The 17,280-nt window shown below is 69.2% G+C and carries 13 protein-coding genes; 8 read left to right on the forward strand and 5 right to left on the reverse strand.

All coding sequences use genetic code 11. The annotated features are described in order from the left end of the window. From ACFQ4O_RS02320 to ACFQ4O_RS02340, 5 genes are all read left to right on the forward strand, one after another. Positions 1 to 892, forward strand: an 892-nt coding sequence (locus tag ACFQ4O_RS02320) for a hypothetical protein (RefSeq protein WP_378774029.1), incomplete at its 5' end; no start/stop codon positions are given. Further along, a complete protein-coding gene (locus ACFQ4O_RS02325) occupies positions 889 to 2,199 on the forward strand; it encodes a DUF6716 putative glycosyltransferase (RefSeq protein WP_378774030.1) in 1,311 nt (436 codons plus the stop codon). The genes ACFQ4O_RS02320 and ACFQ4O_RS02325, both read left to right, overlap by 4 nt. Before the next feature lie 67 nt (positions 2,200 to 2,266). Continuing rightward, the gene (locus tag ACFQ4O_RS02330; protein ID WP_378774032.1) at positions 2,267 to 2,650 is read left to right on the forward strand and encodes a phosphomannose isomerase type II C-terminal cupin domain; all 384 of its coding nucleotides are present in this window, start codon (positions 2,267 to 2,269) and stop codon (positions 2,648 to 2,650) included. Positions 2,651 to 2,750: 100 nt separating this feature from the next. Then, a complete protein-coding gene (locus ACFQ4O_RS02335; protein WP_378774033.1) occupies positions 2,751 to 3,626 on the forward strand; it encodes an N-acetylneuraminate synthase family protein in 876 nt (291 codons plus the stop codon). Between the two features lie 147 nt (positions 3,627 to 3,773). After that, positions 3,774 to 4,934, forward strand: a complete 1,161-nt coding sequence (locus ACFQ4O_RS02340) for a cytidylyltransferase domain-containing protein (protein ID WP_378774069.1) — start codon at positions 3,774 to 3,776, stop codon at positions 4,932 to 4,934. Between the two features lie 94 nt (positions 4,935 to 5,028). Here the strand turns inward: ACFQ4O_RS02340 and ACFQ4O_RS02345 are convergent, their stop codons facing one another. Genes ACFQ4O_RS02345 through ACFQ4O_RS02355 form a run of 3 tightly spaced genes read right to left on the reverse strand, consistent with a single transcriptional unit; the run spans position 5,029 to position 7,981 of the window. After that, positions 5,029 to 5,895 carry a 3-methyl-2-oxobutanoate hydroxymethyltransferase gene (locus tag ACFQ4O_RS02345; RefSeq protein WP_378774034.1) on the reverse strand — a complete coding sequence of 289 codons (867 nt, stop codon included), beginning with the start codon at positions 5,893 to 5,895 and terminating at the stop codon, positions 5,029 to 5,031. A 39-nt stretch (positions 5,896 to 5,934) separates the two neighbouring features. After that, a complete protein-coding gene (ssuD, locus tag ACFQ4O_RS02350; RefSeq protein ID WP_378774035.1) occupies positions 5,935 to 7,047 on the reverse strand; it encodes an FMNH2-dependent alkanesulfonate monooxygenase in 1,113 nt (370 codons plus the stop codon). 10 nt (positions 7,048 to 7,057) lie between these two features. Beyond that, positions 7,058 to 7,981, reverse strand: a complete 924-nt coding sequence (locus ACFQ4O_RS02355; protein ID WP_378774036.1) for an aliphatic sulfonate ABC transporter substrate-binding protein — start codon at positions 7,979 to 7,981, stop codon at positions 7,058 to 7,060. Positions 7,982 to 8,443: 462 nt separating this feature from the next. Here ACFQ4O_RS02355 and ACFQ4O_RS02360 point away from each other — a divergent pair, with 462 nt between their 5' ends. Further along, positions 8,444 to 10,099 (forward strand): PGAP1-like alpha/beta domain-containing protein, encoded by a 1,656-nt coding sequence (locus tag ACFQ4O_RS02360; protein WP_378774037.1) that lies wholly within the window; start codon positions 8,444 to 8,446, stop codon positions 10,097 to 10,099. Positions 10,100 to 10,123: 24 nt separating this feature from the next. On the opposite strand, the gene uvrB is transcribed toward ACFQ4O_RS02360, so the two are convergent. Further along, on the reverse strand, positions 10,124 to 12,868 hold the full coding sequence (uvrB, locus tag ACFQ4O_RS02365; protein WP_378774038.1) for an excinuclease ABC subunit UvrB: 2,745 nt from the start codon (positions 12,866 to 12,868) through the stop codon (positions 10,124 to 10,126). 88 nt (positions 12,869 to 12,956) lie between these two features. Between uvrB and ACFQ4O_RS02370 the strand changes: the two genes are divergently transcribed. Together ACFQ4O_RS02370 and ACFQ4O_RS02375 are read left to right on the forward strand one after the other, a co-directional pair. Continuing rightward, positions 12,957 to 13,223, forward strand: coding sequence for a YARHG domain-containing protein (locus tag ACFQ4O_RS02370; RefSeq protein ID WP_378774039.1), 267 nt, complete (start codon positions 12,957 to 12,959; stop codon positions 13,221 to 13,223). A gap of 46 nt (positions 13,224 to 13,269) precedes the next feature. Beyond that, a complete protein-coding gene (locus ACFQ4O_RS02375) occupies positions 13,270 to 13,899 on the forward strand; it encodes an NAD-dependent dehydratase (protein WP_378774040.1) in 630 nt (209 codons plus the stop codon). Between the two features lie 173 nt (positions 13,900 to 14,072). Here ACFQ4O_RS02375 and ACFQ4O_RS02380 read toward each other — a convergent pair whose 3' ends face one another. Then, positions 14,073 to 17,270 carry an efflux RND transporter permease subunit gene (locus ACFQ4O_RS02380; protein ID WP_378774070.1) on the reverse strand — a complete coding sequence of 1,066 codons (3,198 nt, stop codon included), beginning with the start codon at positions 17,268 to 17,270 and terminating at the stop codon, positions 14,073 to 14,075. Between the last annotated feature and the right edge of the window lie 10 nt (positions 17,271 to 17,280).

Consider the following 17,280-nt stretch of genomic DNA (forward strand, 5'->3'; position numbering starts at 1 on the left):
CCCGCGGCTGATGCGCGACGCGGCGGACGCAGCGCACCGGGCGGCGCTGCGCCGGCTCGCGGCGTCGCTGGCGCCGGAGGGCTACGCCGAGCTCGCCTTCGGCGATTACCGCAACCTGTCCCAGCGCGTGCTGACCGAACTCATTTCCCACGCGCGGCTCACGCTGCTGGACGACGGCTCGATCACGCCGCAGGCGGGGCGCTGGCGCGGCGGGCTGCCGACGCCCGACCCGAAGCGCTTCACCGACCGCTGGTTCCGCACCGGGCTCGCCCGCGCCCTGCTCGGCGATCCGCCCCGGACGGAGCCCGGCGCGCTGACGTTCTTCACCATCTACGGCCGGCTGCTGGAGGGCGTCATCCGCCCGGACGACCGCATCGAGCCGCACGCCTTCGAGAGCTTCCGCCCGCCGCAGGACGCCCCGCGCGGCGACGCGGTCTGGCTCTTGGGCGCAAACCATGTGGAGGCGCGCATCGCCGATCCAGAGCGCCATGTGGCGCTGGTGCGCGGCGGCGTGGCCGCGCTGCGGCGCGAAGGCCTGACCGGCCCCATCGTCTACCGCCCGCACCGGGGGGAGGATCCCGCGCGGGCGGCGCGGCTGGCGGTCGAGGCCGGCTGCGTCTTCGAGCCCGCGGCGCTGCCGATCGAGCTCGCCTATCTGGAGGCGGCGGCACGGCCCGCCGCGGTCGCGGTGATCGCCTCGTCCGCCGCCGACACGCTGGCGGCCGTGGACCCGGAGTTACCGATCTACCGTTTTGGCCTCCCCGAAGGATACCTGCGCCGTCAGAGAGACCACATACTCGCCGTTGTTGGGGCGCATGACGCTTTCAACCCACGGATTCACGTCGTATGTCCTGACGCGGAATCAGTCTCGGAACCGTTCGCCGCCCTATGACGTCTTCGCCTGCGACGCCCCGGAACGACGACTCTGACGGACGCTTCGCTGGCCGCCGGGTGCTTGCGATCGGGACGTTCGACTCGTTCGTGAAGACCGCCGCGATGATCGGCCGCCGGTTCCAGGCGGAGGGCGCCAGCCTGAAGCTCGCGGCGCTGGCCGCGTCGGCGGGGCAGCTTTCCCTCCGACAGCTCCGCGCCGGCGGCGTGCACGAGACGGTGCCGATCGTCGCCGCCGAACGGCTGGTGAACGAACGCCTGTTCCGGGACGCCCATGTGGTGATCGCCGTGGTGGACGGCGGCCGGGCGCGGGAGCTGTTCCTGGCGCTCGCCGCCGCGGATCTCAGCCGCGAGCCCTCCCGGCCGATCGTGGCGGTGGCCTCGCCCGGCGTGGTGCTGGCCGATCATCTGGCGGGCTTCATGAGCCGGGCGCCGGCCGATCTGATCTGCTTCAACACCGAGAGCGATCTGGCGCTCTACCGCGCCGCCGCCGCCGAGATCGGCGTGGACGACACCAACGGCATCGTCACCGGCCTGCTGGGGCTCGATCCCCATCCGCGGCCGACGCCGCAGGGACGGCCGAAGGTGGTGTTCTTCGAGCAGCCGGTCATCCCGGCGCGCCGCATGCAGCGCCTGCATATTCTTGGCGAACTCACCGCCTTCGCGCGCCGGTTCCCGGAGGCGGACGTCGCCATCAAGCCGCGCCACGCCCGCGACGAGACCGCCCATCACGGCGCCCGCTTCCACCTTGAAGATCTGGCGCGCGAGGCGTTCGCGCGCGGCGGGCGGCCCGCGAACCTGTCCTTCACCCACGAGCCGGCGAGCGATCTGCTGGAGCAGGCCTCGCTCGCCGTGACGGTGAGCTCCACGGTCGCGATCGAGGCTATGGCGCGCGGGGTGCCAACCCGGATCATCTCGGATTTCGGCGTCTCGGAGGCGCTCGGCACCGGCTTCTTTGTCGGTTCGGGCTGTCTCGCGCCCATGGCCTCGCTGACGCCGCATATGCCCGAGACGGTGGACCGCGACTGGCTCGCGGCGCGCTCGGGCGCGAGCCCGGACGCGGAAGCTCTGCTCAGCCGGTGCCATGGCCTGCTGCAGGGGCAGGACGGGCTCGGGGCCGCGCTGCCGCTGCGACCGCTGGTTCCGGCTTACGGTTCTCCCGACTGGCTGGCCTTCGCGCTCGGCCAGGCGGGACCGGTGGCGCTGCATGCGCCGCATCTCGTGGAACGGCCGAGGAGGGGCGCGGGGCTGGTCGCGGCCATGGCGCGACGGTTGCGGCAGGTCCGCCGGTTCGCGCCGAGAGGATAATATCTGGATACCGTCTTTTCTTTCGGGCCTTACCGAATTATGGTGCGTCGCACAATCAGGAGAAAGCATGGCTAACCGTTACGCCGTCGGCGAACGCGACACCCGTCCCTGGGGAACCTGGGAAGTGGTCGCAGGAGGGGACGACTATGTGGTCAAGCGCATCATCGTCTCGCCGGGCGCGCGGCTATCCCTGCAGCGTCATCAGTTTCGTGAAGAGCATTGGATTGTCGTCGCGGGCGAGGGTGTGGTCACCCGCGATGACGAACGCATCCCCGTCTCGCGCGGGGTGGCCGTCCACCTTCCCCTCCATTGCGTGCATCGCGTGGAGAACGGCGGCGCGGTCGATCTCGTGTTCATCGAGGTTCAGCGGGGCGATCCGCTGGACGAGGATGACATCGAGCGCCTCGAGGACGACTATGGCCGGGCTCCGGAGGCTCCGCCTTCCGCGTGAGGGCGACAAACTGATTTGGGATGGTCCGGGCGGGGGGCTCGGGCCGCCGATTGTTTCGATCTGAAATCGATCTGTTCTTGATAGTTTGGGAGACGTTCACATGGTTAAGGTGATCGCTGAAATCGGTTGCAACCACATGGGCAAGATGGACATCGCGAAGGAGCTCGTCTCCGTCGCCGCCCATGTCTGCAAAGCCGACTACGCCAAGTTCCAGAAGCGCAACAACCGCGAGCTGCTGTCGCCCGCGCAGTTCAGCGCGCCCCATCCGGTTCCGGCCAACTCCTACGGCGCGACCTATGGCGAGCACCGCGAGGCGCTGGAGTTCACCGTCGAGCAGCACGCCGAGCTGAAGGAGTTCTGCGAGACCCAGGGCGTCGGCTACGCCACCTCGGTGTGGGACATGACCTCCGCCAAGGAGATCGCCGGCCTGAAGCCGGACCTGATCAAAATCCCGTCCGCCACCAACTCGAACTTCGAGCTGCAGGGCTGGCTGGCCGAGAACTACGCCGGCGAGATCCACGTCTCCACCGGCATGACCACCAAGGACGAGATCGACACGCTGATCACGTTCTACGAGGAGCGCGGCCGCGCCAAGGACCTCGTGGTCTACTCCTGCACCTCCGGCTATCCGGTGGCGTTCGAGGACCTGTGCCTGCGCGAGATCACCCGCCTGCGCGAGAAGTTCGAGGACCGCGTCAAGAAGATCGGCTTCTCGGGCCATCACCTCGGCATCGCGGCCGACGTGGCCGCTCTCGCGCTCGGCGCGGACTGGATCGAGCGTCACTTCACGATCGACCGCACCTGGAAGGGCACCGACCACGCCGCCTCGCTGGAGCCGGACGGCATGCGCCGTCTGGTGCGCGACCTGCACAACGTCGAGAAGGCGCTGACCTTCAAGTCCAAGGACGTGCTCGACGTCGAGGACGTGCAGCGCAAGAAGCTCAAGTGGCAGCCGTCGCTCCGCGCGGTTTCGTGATCCGCGCCTGACCAGCGACTGAACCTGCGACGTGGCCGGCCCGCAAAGCCGGCCACGTTTCGTTTGCGCGCCGGCCCGCGCCGGTCTATCCGCGCGGACGACGACGATCTGTGAGACGGGGAGAGACGAATCGTGCGGTGCGTCGCGGTGATTCCGGCGCGTGGCGGGTCGAAAGGCGTGCCGCGCAAGAATGTCAGGCCGCTCGGCGGCGTGCCGCTGGTGGCGCGCACCGTGGCCGCGGCGCTCGGCGCCAAAGGCGTGGACGCGGTCTATGTCTCCACCGACGACGCCGAGATCGCGGCGGTGGCCCGCGCGGCCGGCGCCGGCGTCATCGACCGCCCGGCGGACATTTCCGGCGACAAGGCCTCGTCGGAATCCGCGCTGATCCACGCGCTCGACGTGCTGGAGGCGAGGGGCGAGCCGGCGGACGTGCTGGTGTTCCTGCAATGCACCTCGCCCTTCACCGCCTCCGACGAGGTCGAGCGGGCTGTCGCCGCCATCGGCCGCGACGGCGTGGCGGCGGCCTTCACCGCCTCGCCCAACCACGGGTTCCTGTGGTCGCGGGCGGCGGACGGCTCGGCGCAGGGCGTCAACCACGACCACACGCAGCCCCGCAAGCGCCGTCAGGAGCTCGAGCCGCAATATCTCGAGACCGGCGCGGTCTACGCCATGGACGTGGCGGCGTTCCGCGCGGTCGGCCACCGCTTCTGCGGCCGCACCGCGCTGATCGAGGTCGACACCCCGCCGGTGGAGATCGACAGCGAGGCCGACTTCAAGGTGATCGAGGCCATTCTCGCCAAGCGCGAGGGCGCCGGCGCGCCGCGGGTCCCGGCCGGGATCAAGGCGCTGGTGATGGATTTCGACGGCGTGTTCACCGACGACCGGGTCTGGGTCGATCAGGACGGCCGCGAGGCGGTGATGGCGAGCCGCTCCGACGGCATGGGCCTCGGCCGGCTGCGCAAGCTGACCGACATCCGCCCGCTGATCCTGTCCAAGGAGCCGAACCCGGTGGTCTCCGCCCGCGGCCGCAAGCTCGACATCGAGGTGCGGCAGGGCATCGACGACAAGCTGCCGGAGCTGGACCGCTGGCTCGCCCAGCGCGGCGTCACCCGCGCCGAGACGGTCTATATCGGCAACGACGTCAACGATCTGGAGTGCATGCGCGCGGTCGGCTTCGCGGTCGCGCCCGCCGACGCCCGGCCCGAGGCCAAGGACGTGGCGCAGCTGGTGCTCTCCGCCGAGGGCGGCAAGGGCGCGCTGCGCGAGCTGTGCGAAGCGCTGATCGCGGCCAACCCGCGCGCGGGTTGACGCTTCGCTTCCGCTTTAGGGGGCGGCGAACGCCGGGAGCCGCATCGTCAGGTCGGAGAGTGATCTTCGGGCCTGACGACGGCGACCGTCCTGTTCAGGCGTCACCCGCCAGCTTGCGGAAGCGGTCCAGCTCGTCCGGCGCCATGTGGACGTCGTTTTCGGGCGCCGGATAGGCGTGCGACAGGCAGTCGTCGCGGTAGCGCGTCAGCGCGTCCTCGATGATCGCGCCCACATCGGCGTAAGCGCCGCGGTTCTTCGGGATCGGGAAGGCGGAGTAGCCGACCAGATCGCCGCTGATGTGGTAGACGCCGTCGTTCTCCCGCCCGCCGCCGAGCGTGATCACCGGCACGGGCAGCTCCCGCGTCAGGTGCGCCGCCAGCTCGGTCGGGATCTGTTCGGCGATGAAGGCGAACACGCCCGCCTCCACGAAGGCGCGGGCGCCGTCCAGAATGCGCGCGGCCTCCTCCGCCGTGCGGCCCTTCACGCCGAAGCCGCTCTGCTCCACACGGCGCGAGGCCTGCATGCCGATGTGGCCCATGACCGGCACGCCCGCGCGCACGATCGCGGCCACATGGGGGGCGGTGTGGCGGTCGCCTTCGCACTTCACCACGTCCGCGCCGCCCTCGCGCACGAAGCGCACCGCGCTCGTCACCGCCTGTTCGGCGGAGGCGTGGTAGCTGCCGAACGGCAGATGCCCCACCACCAGACCGTAGCGCGCGACCCGCGACACCGCGCGGGTGAGGAACAGCTGCTCCTCGAAGCTGACGCTGGTGGGATCGGGATGGGCCAGCAGCGACATCGGCCCGGCGTTGCCCACGATCAGCAGATCGAAGCCTACCCGGTCCGCGATCGCGGCCATGGGCGCGTCATAGACGCCGATGGAGGTGATGCGCTCCCCCGCCGCCTTCTTCCGGCGCAGGGCGTTGAGCGTCACCTTGCGGCGCGCGGGCTCGGCGGTCATGTGCGTCTCTCTCAGGTGGACACGTGTCGGGGAAAGCTCTTACGCGCGGCCCATGACGCCCATGGTGGCGTAGACGCTGCGATCGGGGCCGCGGCGTCGGCCGAGCAGGGGGAACACCAGCTCGGCGAACCGGTGGGCCTCTTCCAGATGCGGAAGCCCCGACAGGATGAAGTGATCGACGCCGAGATCGGCGTACTCCTTCAGCCGCGCCGCGACGTTCTCCGGCGAGCCCACCAGCGCCGCGCCGACGCCGCCCCGCACCAGCCCGAAGCCGGCCCACAGGTTGGGCGAGACCTCCAGATGGTCGCGGGAGCCGCCGTGCAGGGCGACCATGCGCCTCTGGCCTTCGGAATCGAACCGCGCCAGCGTCTCCTGCGCCTGCCGGATGGCGGCCTCGTCCACATGCAGCAGCAACCGCTCGGCCGCCGCCCAGGCCTCGGCCTCGGTGGCCCGCACCACGGTCTGCAGCCTCAGCCCGAACTGGACGGCGCGGCCGGCGGGCGCGGCGCGCCGGCGCACGCCCGCGATCTTCTCGGCGATGGCGGGCGGCGGCTCGCCCCAGCCGAGAGAGACGTCCACATGCTCGGCGATGAACTGGTGCCCGGCGACGGACGATCCGCCGGCCCAGAACTGCGGTTCCGTCGGCTCCGCCGCGTCTTCCGGGAACAGGTAGAGCCGCCCGCCCTTCAGCCGGACGTGGCGGCCTTCGAAATCCACCTCTTCGCCCGCCTGAAGGCGCTTCCACACCTGCAGGAACTCCGCCGCCTGGGCGTAGCGTTCGTCATGGGGCAGGAACACGCCGTCGCCCGCCAGTTCGTCCGGATCGCCGCCCACCACCACGTTGAGCAGCAGACGGCCACCGGAGATGCGGTTGATGGTGTTCGCCATGCGCGCGGCCACGGCGGGCTGCACGGTGCCCGGCCGAAGCGCGACGAGGAACTTGAGCCGGCGGGTCGTCTGCGACAGGGCCGACGCCACCGCCCAGCTGTCCTCGCAGCTTCGGCCCGAAGGCACCAGAACGCCGCCATAGCCGAGGTCTTCGGCCGCCTCCGCGATCTGGCGGAGGTAGCCGAAGCTTGGCGGACGGGCGCCGATGCTGGTTCCGAGGAAGTGGCCGTCGCCGAAGGTCGGCAGGAACCAGAAGATGTTCACCGCCGAGGCCTCACTGGGAGACGGCCAGCACGGCCTCCCGGACGTCGATCGCCTTGTCGATGATGCCTTCCTTGCGGAACGTGTCGGCGAGGGCCTGCTGGCTCGCGACGATCTCGGCGGAGAGCGGCGTGACGCCGAAGCCCATGCGGCGGATGGCGACGTCCACGACCGCCTTGTCGATGCCGGTCGCGGCGGCCACGGCCTCCACGATCGGCGCCGGATCCTGCTTCGCGCGCCGGTCGATGTCGGCGATCTCCTCGAGGATCACGTTCACGATGTCCGGATGGGCGGTCGCGAAGGCGCGGCTCGCGAGGAAGAACTGATAATTGGCCACGCCGGCCGACACGCCGTCGGCGAGCACCCTCAGCTTGCCGGTCTGCTGCGCGGCGGCGAGGAACGGATCCCACACGCCCCAGGCGTCGATGGCGCCGGTCTCGATGGCGGAGCGCGCGTCGGCGGGGAACAGCCAGGTCCAGCTCACGTCGCTTCCGGACAGGCCGGCGCCGGCCAGCGCCCGCAGCGTGAGGTAATGCGCGTTGCCGCCGCGGGACGTCGCGACGCGCTTGCCCTTCAGGTCGGCGACCGTCTGGAAGGGCGAGTCCGCGCGCACCAGCACCGCCTCGCCCTTGGGCGAGGGCGGCTCCACGCCCACATAGACGAAGGACGCGCCGCCGGCCTGCGCCACCACGGGCGGCGCGTCGCCGGCGACGCCGAAGTCGATGGCGCCGACCTTCAAGGCTTCCAGCACCTTGACCCCGCCCTGGAACTCGGCCCAGGACACCTCGACGCCCTTGTCCTTGAGCTTGCGCTCCAGCGTGCCTTCGGCCTTCAGCACGATCAGTGTGCCGTATTTCTGGAAGCCGACTCTCAGCTTCTTCGGCGGAGCGGGCTCCGCCGCCCAGGCGCCCCCTGCGCCGACCAGCGCGACCGCCAACAGCGCCGCGCACCCCGTCCTGATCCAAGCCCCGAGACGCATTCCAGTCCACTCCCGATGGAAACCGGCGCTATCTGCACAAAACCTATAAAATGAGTCAACTTTCTAAACGCGCACGGGTGGGCTGCGTTATGGCCATGCCGGTCAACGCCGCTTCGGCCCGCTGCTGCGTCCGTACTGAGCCCCCGCCGTTCCTCGAGACCTGAGCGGGTGGAATGGGGGCGCGCCTTCTGCGACATCGGCCCGGCGTCGCCCACGGTCAGCAGGTTGAAGCCGAGGCTGTCCGCGGTCGCGGCTCTGGACGCGTCATGGACCCAATGGAGAAAACGCGCCCTTTCCGCCCTTTGCCAGCGCCGCGGAGCTGACGGCTTGGCGTGCGCGTCTAAGGTTGTACGTATCAATGCTGATCTTGCATAGGTTGCATCATTGGCGCGACCCTCAACCGATGCTGGAGGGGACGCGATGCCGAACGGACAACCGCAAGCTGCACAAGACGACAAAAGGGCCACGCGATCGGCGCAGCCGATCATCCTGATCCGCGGGTTTGGCGGATTGGGGGTGGAGGATGAAAAGCGCGTCGCGTATCAGGGTTTCAACGACGGGACGGTTTACCATAAGAAGCGTGGCGAGAATTACATCTATGAAGGTCTGGTTCTTCGGTTTCTGAAATCGAAATGGACTTATGCCGACGCCACAAATGTCGTCGGTTATTACGAGAAAAAATTCACGTGGCGAGACGCGGATATACCGTCCGAACTGAAGACGGTCATTGATCCCACGTTCTTCTCCGGTCAGCAGGTGGTGATCGACCCCGGCATGGCGCTCGCGATGCTGAAGGCGAAATCAGACATCAGCCGAACGATCTGGGTGTTCCGTTACTACGATCTCGGTCGTGAAGACGGGTTCGAGCTGTATGGCGATATGTTGTACAGGCTGATCCAGTACATCCGGGCGCTCGCGGTGGCGCGCGGCGACGCGGCGCCGAAGGTGAACATCATAGCGCATTCCATGGGCGGCCTGATCGCACGGGACGCCATCCAGCGCGCCATTCCGAAAGGCGAGGCTCCACGCCTGATCAACAAGGTCGTGACGCTCGGCACGCCCCATCAGGGCATTGCGTTTCAGGTGCTTAAGAACTGGGTGGGGCTGGAGGCCAGCAGGGAACTGGAGCGCTTCAACCCCGACACCCAGAAAATCGATCCCAGGATTGGTTTCAAAGCGCTCAAGACTTACTTTCCTCTGGAGCGGATACTGACGGTCGTCGGTACGAATTTCGGAAGCTACGGCCCCTACATCGCCAGCTGGCTGAATCGGTTGAGTTCGGTGCCGGGGGAGTTCGGCATGAACTACAATCGCAGTGACGGGTTGGTGAAGCAGGCCTACGCTCAATTGCCGGGAGCGCCGAGAACGTTCGTGCACAAGTGTCACGGTGGCGTCGACTCTCTGGTCACGTCGCGCGAGGCGTTCGAGATCGCCACTCGCTTTTTCTTCGGCAACGTCAAGGTCGCCCTCATTCTGGAAGACGCCGATATCCGTTCTGGCGGCGACTGGTTCGGCAAAAACGAGTTTTTCTTCGGCGTCAGCGTGAAGCCGCGCAAGGTCGACTTCGATCTGTTCCATCAGAGCGAAAAGGCTGAAAACTGTTATGGCCCCTTCGACAGGCGGGATCTGAAAGACGAAAATCCGGCCTTCGGCTGGGCTTCAAATCCGGCGAACGAGCGACTGGTCTGGGAGGGCTGGCTGGACACCACGGCGGTGGCTCCGGGACGCATGACGCCGATCACGGGCGTGCCCACGCTGGACGACGCCACCACCATGCCGAACGACGTGCTCATCCGCCTCGACATCTATGTGGGCGAACGCGACACCTACGGCGTCGGTCACTCGGACACGCTGATCTTCCACAAGCAGCGCTATGCGCGCGCGGTTCTCAATGCGGACGGGAGCCTCGAAACCATGTCCCTGCATCTGACGGAGAACACTGGCGACGCCGCCGGCGCGACGCCGATGGAGCAGGTTCACGCGGGCGACCCGACGCAGTGGAGGTTCTCCGTCGGCGACGACAAGTTCCAGGCGACATTCAAGATCCGGTTCGCGATGGTGCCTGAGAACGGTTGACCGGCCAGGGGCGGGCCCGGCGGCCTAGCGCCGCTTCGGCCCGCTGCGGCGGCCGCCGGCCTTGAAGTTCGCCGTCATCATGTCGGGCTTTTCCCGCCGGATCAGGTCGCCGTTGCCAAGCGGGGTGGCGCGGTCGGTGCCGGGGCCCATGTCGTCGAGCGAGGGCTTGGCCGCGCGGGTGCGGGGCGGCTCGTTGGCGGAGCGGCCGTAGCGGCGGTCGCCGGCGTAGCCGCCGGCCGAGCGCTCCACGTCCGACTGCCGGGCGAGCGGGTCGTCGGAGATGGCGAGCTCGGTCGCCTGCAGGCGCTTGATCTCGTCGCGCAGCCGGGCGGCGGTCTCGAACTCGAGGTCGCCGGCGGCCTTGCGCATGCGCTGCTCCAGATCGGCGAGCGTGGCCTTGAGGTTGTGCCCGGCCTTGGGCGCGTCGTCGGCGAAGCCCTTGTCCACGGTGACGCGGTCGCGCTCGTAGACCGAGTTCAGGATGTCGCCGATCTCGCGCTTCACGCTCTCAGGCGTGATGCCGTGCTCGGCGTTGTAGGCGAGCTGCTTTTCGCGCCGGCGCGCGGTCTCCGCCATGGCGCGGGCCATGGAGCCGGTCTCGTGGTCGGCGTAGAGGATGACCTTGCCGTCCACGTTGCGGGCGGCGCGGCCAATGGTCTGGACCAGCGAGGTCTCGGAGCGCAGGAAGCCCTCCTTGTCCGCGTCGAGGATCGCCACCAGCGCGCATTCGGGAATGTCGAGGCCCTCGCGCAGCAGGTTGATGCCCACCAGCGCGTCGAAGGCGCCGAGGCGCAGGTCGCGGATGATCTCGATCCGCTCCAGCGTGTCGATGTCCGAATGCATGTAGCGTACCCGCACGCCGTGCTCGTGCAGGTACTCCGTCAGGTCCTCGGCCATGCGCTTGGTCAGCACCGTGATGAGCGAGCGGTAGCCCTTGGCGGCGACCTCCTTCACCTCGCCCAGCAGATCGTCCACCTGGGAGCGCGCGGGCCGCACGTCGATCTCGGGGTCCACGAGGCCGGTCGGCCGGATGACCTGTTCCGAAAACACGCCGCCGGTCTGCTCCATCTCCCAGCCGCCGGGGGTGGCGGAGACATGGATCGTCTGCGGGCGCATGGCGTCCCATTCCTCGAAGCGCATGGGGCGGTTGTCCATGCAGCTCGGCAGGCGGAAGCCGTATTCGGCCAGCGTCGCCTTGCGCCGGAAGTCGCCGCGATACATGCCGCCGATCTGCGGAATGGTGACGTGGCTCTCGTCGGTGAACACCAGCGCGTTGTCGGGCAGATACTCGAACAGCGTGGGCGGCGGCTCGCCGGGCTTGCGGCCGGTGAGCCAGCGCGAATAGTTCTCGATGCCGGCGCAGGAGCCGGTGGCCTCCATCATCTCCAGATCGAACTGGGTGCGCTGCTCCAGCCGCTGGGCCTCCAGCAGGCGGCCCATCTTGGTCAGCTCCGTGAGGCGGGCCTTGAGCTCGTCCTTGATGCCCTTGATGGCCTGATTGAGCGTCGGCCGCGGCGTCACGTAATGGGAGTTGGCGTAGACCTTGACCGCCGCCATCTCCTGGATCTTCGCGCCCGTCAGCGGGTCGAACTCCCGGATGGACTCGATCTCGTCGCCGAACAGGCCGATGCGCCAGGCCCGGTCCTCGTAATGGGCCGGGAACACTTCAATCGTGTCGCCCCGCACCCGGAACGTGCCGCGGGTGAAGTTCACGTCGGCGCGCTTGTACTGCAGCGCCACCAGATCGGCCATCAGCTGGCGCTGGGGCACGCTTTCGCCCACCCGCAGCGTGAAGGTCATGGAGGTGTAGGTCTCCACCGAGCCGATGCCGTAGATGCACGACACCGAGGCCACGATGATGACGTCGTCCCGCTCCAGCAGCGAACGCGTGGCCGAATGGCGCATGCGGTCGATCTGCTCGTTGATCGAGGATTCCTTCTCGATGTAGGTGTCGGAGCGCGGAACGTAGGCTTCCGGCTGATAGTAGTCGTAGTATGAAACGAAGTATTCCACGGCGTTGTCGGGGAAAAACGACTTGAACTCGCCGTAGAGCTGCGCCGCCAGCGTCTTGTTGGGCGCCAGAATCAGCGCCGGGCGCTGGGTGCGCTGGATCACCTGCGCCATGGTGAAGGTCTTGCCCGAGCCGGTGACGCCCAGCAGCACCTGGTCGCGCTCCGCCCGGCGCACGCCGTCCACCAGCTCCGCGATGGCGGTGGGCTGGTCGCCCTTGGGCTCGTAAGGCGAGGACAGGTTGAAGGTCTGGCCGCTCTCCAGCTTCTCCGGCCGGGGCGGGCGATGGGGAACCCACGGCTTGCCCTGCAGCTCCGGCCGCCCGTTCTGGATCAGGTCCTCCAGCGCCCGCACGGTGGCGGAGACCGAGGCGGTGGCGTCGAAGCCGTCGGGCAGGGCGGCGAGGTCGGTCTCGGGCACGGCGCCGAAGCCGCGCGGCGCCTTCTGGGGGTCGGGGATCGCGGTGGGAACCGCGTCGCGCTTCTGCTTGCGCTTGCCCTTTTCCGGCGCGGATTTCGCGCGCGCGAGCGGCTTCGGCTCCTCGGCGTCGGGCGCCGGCGTCTCGCTGGCGGCCTCGCCGATCGCCCGCTCCGCCACCTCGAGCCGCGCGGCCTCCGCCGCCGCGGCCCCTCGGCCGAGCGCGCGCAGCAGCGCAGCGTCGCCCGAGACGGCGCTGAGGTCCACGGGCGTTCCGGCGTCGAACGCGGCCTGGGGCTGCTCCGAGAAGCCGGGAGACGGGCGGCGGGGGGACTTTGGCATGGGACGCAATATGGAGCCGGGCGCGGTGGAATGCGAGGCCGGCGCCGCGTGCTATGCTGCCGGAAAACGCCACAGGGGGAGTTTCGCCATGCGCCGCATCCTGCTCATCGGTTTCGCCAGCTTCGTGTTCGCCGCGCCGGCGGCGGCCCAGTCCGCCTGCGCGCAGCTCTGGGGCGAGCGCAACGCCGTCTACGCCCGCGCCGGCTACTGCTTCAAGACCGACCGCGCCATCCGCGCCTTCGGCAACGCCGGCTGCCAGTACGACCGGCTGGAGGACGTGCCGCTGTCCGACCGCGAGCGGGCCCGGGTGCGCGACATTCAGCGCGAGGAGCGGCTGCTGGGCTGCCCGCGCTGACGCAGGCTTCGGCGGGCGTGACGACGACAGCGGAGGAGCGGGTGGGATGAAGCTGCTGATTATGGGCGCCACCGGCCTCGTCGGAGGTCACGTTCTGACGCTGGCGCTCGCAGACCCGCGCATCGCCGCGGTGACGGCGCCGGTCCGCCGGCCCTTGCCCGCGCATCCGAAGCTGTCGGCCCTGATCGTCGATTACGAAAACCTGCCGGCGGACGCCCCGTTCTGGAGCGTCGATGCGGTGATCTGCGCGCTTGGAACCACGATCCGAAAAGCCGGTTCGCGGGACGCGTTCCGCCGGATCGACCACGACCACCCGCTCGCGGTCGCCCGGCTGACGCATGAAAGGGGCGCGGAGATCTTCGCGCTGAACTCGGCGCTGGGAGCCGACGCCGGTTCGCGGGTCTTCTACAGCCGGGTGAAGGGCGAGCTGGAGCGCGATCTCGCGACGGTCGGCTTCCGCTCGCTCACCCTCGTCCGGCCCGGACTGATCGGGGGAGAGCGCGGCGAGAGCCGGCCGATGGAGCGGGTCGCCTCCGTCGTGCTGGGCTGTCTCGGGCCGGTTCTCCCGCGCGCCTGGCGGATAAACCCGGCGCCCCGGATCGCGTCGGCCTTGCTCGAGGCCGCCGTCGCGGCCCGGCCCGGCGTGAGAGTCGTCACATCAGGCGAGCTCGTGTGAGGCGTTCGGGCGGGGCCTCGGGCCGGCCTTCCGACCCACCCTCCGGGCCTCGGTCCGGACGCCGGCCGTGGATGGCACGCCCGCCGTCTTGAACGCTGGGCGCGCCGGGGACAAAGCCCCCGGCGCAAGGGCCGCACGCATGGCGGCCGGACGGGTCGGCGCCGCCTATCGCGTCACGCCGCTGCGGCCGGGGCCGGCGCGGGAGCCGGCACCCGACGCCGGGTGAACAGCACGTAGAGCGCCGGCAGCACCAGCAGCGTCAGGATCGTGGACGACACGATTCCGCCGATCACCACGGTCGCGAGCGGCCGCTGAACCTCGGCGCCCGGCCCGGTCGCGATCGCCATCGGCACGAAGCCAAGCGAGGCGACCATCGCCGTCATGAGAACCGGGCGGAGCCGCGTCAGCGCGCCCTCCGTCACGGCCTCGACCAGATCCTGCCCTTGCGCGCGGAGCTTCTGGATGAAGGCGATGATCACGAGGCCGTTCAGCACCGCCACGCCCGACAGCGCGATGAAGCCGATGCCCGCCGAGATCGAGAGCGGGATGTCCCGGATCAGCAGCGCCGCGACCCCGCCCGTGAGCGCGAGCGGCACGCCCGAGAACACCAGCGCGGCGTCCTTGAACGAGCCCAGGCTCATGAACAGCAGCGCGAAGATCAGCCCGAGCGCGATCGGAACCACGATCGTGAGGCGCCGGGTCGCCGAAACCAGCTGCTCGAACTGCCCGCCCCAGCCGATCCAGTAGCCGGCGGGCAGCGTCACCTGTTTGGCGATCCGCGCCTGCGCCTCACCCACGAAAGAGCCCAGGTCGCGGTCGCGGACGTTGGCCGAAACCACGATGCGGCGCTTGCCGTTCTCGCGGCTGATCTGGTTCGGCCCCTGCGCCACATCGAGCGAGGCGAGCGACGAGAGCGGAACGTACCGAGTGCGGGACGACGGGCCTCCGAGAACCGCAGGACTGGCCTGCGCCTCGCCGCCGTCCGGGGCCGGCAGCGGCACGGGCAGGGTCTTCAACGCTTCGATGTCGGTGCGCAGGCGTTCGGGCAGCCGCACCACGATGTCGAAGCGGCGGTCGCCCTCGAAGATCTGGCCGGCCTCCTTGCCGCCGACCGCGATCTCCACGATCTCCTGCACGTCGCCGACGCTGACCCCGTAGCGGGAGAGCGCGGCCCGGTTCAGGTTGACGGTGAGGATCGGCAGGCCGGTGACCTGTTCGGTCTTCACGTCCGCCGCCCCGGGCGTCGCCTGAAGGACGGTCTGCACCTCGCCCGCGACCTTCAGCAGCGTGTCGAGATCGTCGCCGAAGATCTTCACGCCCACATCCGAACGCACGCCCGAGATCAGCTCGTTGAAGCGGAGCTGGATCGGCTGGGAAAGCTCGTAGTTCGAGCCGGGAATCTCCTCCGCGGCCTTCTCCACGTCCTCCATCAGCTCGGCCTTGGTCTTGTCCGGGTTCGGCCACTCCGATCTCGGCTTCAGCATGATGTAGCCGTCCGAGATCGAGGGCGGCATGGCGTCGGTCGCGACCTCGGCGACGCCCGTGCGGGCGAACACCTCCTTCACCTCGGGAAGCTGGATGAGGCGCTTTTCGAGCGCGGCCTGCATCTCGAGCGACTGGGTCAGGCTCGCGCCCGGCACGCGCAGCGCCTGGATGGCGGCGTCGCCTTCGTCGAGGCTCGGGATGAACTCGCCGCCCATGCGCAAGGCCGCGATCCCGGTGACGACGACCAGCGCCGCCGCGGCCGGCGCCACGACCCAGCGGAGCCGGATCATGAGGCCGAGCAGCGGCTCGTAGGTCACGCGGGCGCCCCGCATGAACCAGTTCTCTTTCTCACTGACCCTGCCGGTGACGAAGATCGCGATCGCGGCGGGCACGAAGGTCATGGAGAAGATCGAGGCGCCGAGCAGCGCCATCAGCACGGTGACCGCCATGGGCGTGAACATCTTGCCCTCGACCCCCGTGAGGGTCAGCACGGGCAGGTAGACCACCGCGATGATCATGGTGCCGAACAGGCTCGGTCGGATCACCTCGCTCGCTCCGGCGAGGATCGTCTGGAACCGCTCCTGCGCGCTGAGCAGGCGGCCCCGGCGCTCCTGCTCGTGGGCCAGCAGCCGCAGGCAGTTCTCGACGATGATCACGGCCCCGTCGATGATGATGCCGAAGTCGATGGCGCCGAGGCTCATCAGGTTGGCCGAGACCCTGTTCTCGACCATGCCCGTGATGGTGAAGAGCATCGCGAGCGGGATGACGCATGCGGTGACGATCGCGGCCCGGATGTTGCCAAGCAGCAGGAACAGCACCGCGACCACGAACAGCGCGCCCTCGATCAGGTTCTTCTCCACCGTGGCGATGGTGGCTTCGACCAGCGTGGAGCGGTCATAGACCGGCCGCGCCTCGACGCCCGCGGGCAGGGACGCCTGGATCTCGCCGAGCTTGCCGGCGACGCGCTCGGCGACGGTGCGGCTGTTCTCGCCGATCAGCAGCATGGTGGTGCCGAGCACCACCTCGTGGCCGTTCAGGGTCGCGGCGCCGTTGCGCAGCTCGCGCCCGTCCTTCACCTCGGCGACGTCCGAGACCCGGACGGGCGTGCCCGCATGGGCGTTGATCACGATGCTTCCGACGTCCTCGGCGGTGAGCGCCTGACCGGGGACGCGGACGAGATACTGCTCGCCGTTCCGTTCGATGTAGCCGGCGCCCACATTGGCGTTGTTGGAGCCGAGCGCCGTCATCACGTCGCGGAAGGTCAGGCCATAGGCCATCAGCCGCGCGGGGTTCGGCAGCACGTGGAGCTGCCGCTCGTAGCCGCCGATGGTGTTGACCTCGACCACGCCCGGCACGGTGCGGAGCTGGGGCGTGATGATCCAGTCCTGGATCGTCCTGAGGTCCGCGGGGCTGTAGTCCGAGCCGTCCGGCTTTTTCGCGCCGGGTCGGACGTCGACCACGTAATTGTAGATCTCGCCGAGGCCCGTGGAGATCGGCCCCATGACGGTCTCGACGCCGACGGGGAGCTGGTCCTTCGCCTGCTGCAGCCGCTCGTTCACCAGCTGGCGGGCGAAGTGGATGTCGGTCCCGTCCCTGAAGACGACCGTGACCTGGGCGAGGCCGTAGCGCGAGAGCGAGCGCGTATGATCGAGGTCCGGCAGGCCGGCGAGGCTCGTCTCGAGCGGATAGGTGATGCGCTGCTCCACCTCGAGCGGCGAGAAGCCGGGCGCGGTGGCGTTGATCTGGACCTGAACGTTGGTGATGTCCGGCACCGCGTCGATCGGCAGGCGCAGGAAGTTCCACGCGCCGAGCGCCGCCACGGCGAGGCAGGCGAACACCACCATCCAGCGCTGCGCGATCGAGAATGCGAGGATGCGCTCGATCAGGCCGTTCGGT

Origin of the sequence: Methylopila musalis (assembly GCF_042679725.1) — a bacterium.
In the GTDB taxonomy this organism is placed as follows: Bacteria; Pseudomonadota; Alphaproteobacteria; order Rhizobiales; family Methylopilaceae; genus Methylopila; species Methylopila musalis.

Coding starts and splice junctions, on each gene's coding strand:
- ACFQ4O_RS02325 (WP_378774030.1), top strand. CDS start 889: ATGACGTCTTCGCCTGCGACGCCCCGGAACGACGACTCTGACGGACGC.
- ACFQ4O_RS02330 (WP_378774032.1), top strand. CDS start 2,267: ATGGCTAACCGTTACGCCGTCGGCGAACGCGACACCCGTCCCTGGGGA.
- ACFQ4O_RS02335 (WP_378774033.1), top strand. CDS start 2,751: ATGGTTAAGGTGATCGCTGAAATCGGTTGCAACCACATGGGCAAGATG.
- ACFQ4O_RS02345 (WP_378774034.1), bottom strand. CDS start 5,895: ATGACCGCCGAGCCCGCGCGCCGCAAGGTGACGCTCAACGCCCTGCGC.
- ACFQ4O_RS02360 (WP_378774037.1), top strand. CDS start 8,444: ATGCCGAACGGACAACCGCAAGCTGCACAAGACGACAAAAGGGCCACG.
- uvrB (WP_378774038.1), bottom strand. CDS start 12,868: ATGCCAAAGTCCCCCCGCCGCCCGTCTCCCGGCTTCTCGGAGCAGCCC.
- ACFQ4O_RS02370 (WP_378774039.1), top strand. CDS start 12,957: ATGCGCCGCATCCTGCTCATCGGTTTCGCCAGCTTCGTGTTCGCCGCG.
- ACFQ4O_RS02375 (WP_378774040.1), top strand. CDS start 13,270: ATGAAGCTGCTGATTATGGGCGCCACCGGCCTCGTCGGAGGTCACGTT.